The organism is Neisseria sp. HMSC078H04 (assembly GCF_001838135.1).
GTDB lineage: Bacteria > Pseudomonadota > Gammaproteobacteria > Burkholderiales > Neisseriaceae > Neisseria.
In genome coordinates this window covers 1-203 of record NZ_KV835819.1, presented here as the reverse complement: position 1 = coordinate 203, position 203 = coordinate 1, and the positions used below count along the sequence as shown (strand labels likewise).

Sequence of the window (203 nt, the reverse complement as noted above, 5' to 3'; positions counted from 1 at the left end):
GAGACCACCGCGGCCGTCCCGCCTATCCCCTGTTGTCCATGTTCAAAGCCGTCCTGCTCGGACAATGGCACAGCCTCTCCGATCCCGAACTCGAACACAGCCTCATCACCCGCATCGATTTCAACCTGTTTTGCCGTTTTGACGAACTGAGCATTCCCGATTACAGCACCTTATGCCGCTACCGCAACTGGCTGGCGCAAGAC

At 57.6% G+C, this 203-nt stretch carries 1 protein-coding gene; it reads left to right on the top strand.

The genetic code is table 11. From position 1 onward, the window contains the following. Nucleotides 1-203, top strand: a 203-nt coding sequence (locus HMPREF2560_RS00175) for a transposase (RefSeq protein WP_141762582.1), incomplete at both ends; no start/stop codon positions are given.